We start from the raw sequence: 296 nt of genomic DNA, 5'->3' as shown, positions 1-296 counted from the left end.
CGATATCGATCATGACGAATGTCTTTTGCCCTATTCCGTGTTTCGGCTTGATATCATCTTCGGTCAATACCACACTACGGCTCGGCACTGCGCTGNGAATGCCGGGAACTACTTCGGACATAACGTATCCGGGTTGGGTCATTTAGTAATCCTTCATAGGTACAAATTTGCGGATACTGCGGTCCGCGTCAATTGGGTGTACAAATGTTCCCACTTCTGGTCAGCAAACACATCAGACTCGTCGATGATGAGCGTGCGATCCCACTGAGAGCCCTGTGCGCTGTGGCCGGTCATAG

1 protein-coding gene is annotated in these 296 nt (G+C 50.8%); it reads right to left on the bottom strand.

The features are described from left to right. Positions 1-153 precede the first annotated feature (153 nt). Entirely contained in the window at positions 154-294 is a 141-nt protein-coding gene (locus AC1RPT_RS07965) for an ATP-binding domain-containing protein (RefSeq protein ID WP_471654395.1), read from the bottom strand. Positions 295-296 lie beyond the last annotated feature (2 nt).

This window comes from Dellaglioa sp. CoH-56-MRSF-11, from assembly GCF_056782135.1.
The sequence above is the reverse complement of the archived record's forward strand: the minus strand, read 5'-3'. Positions and strand labels throughout refer to the sequence as shown.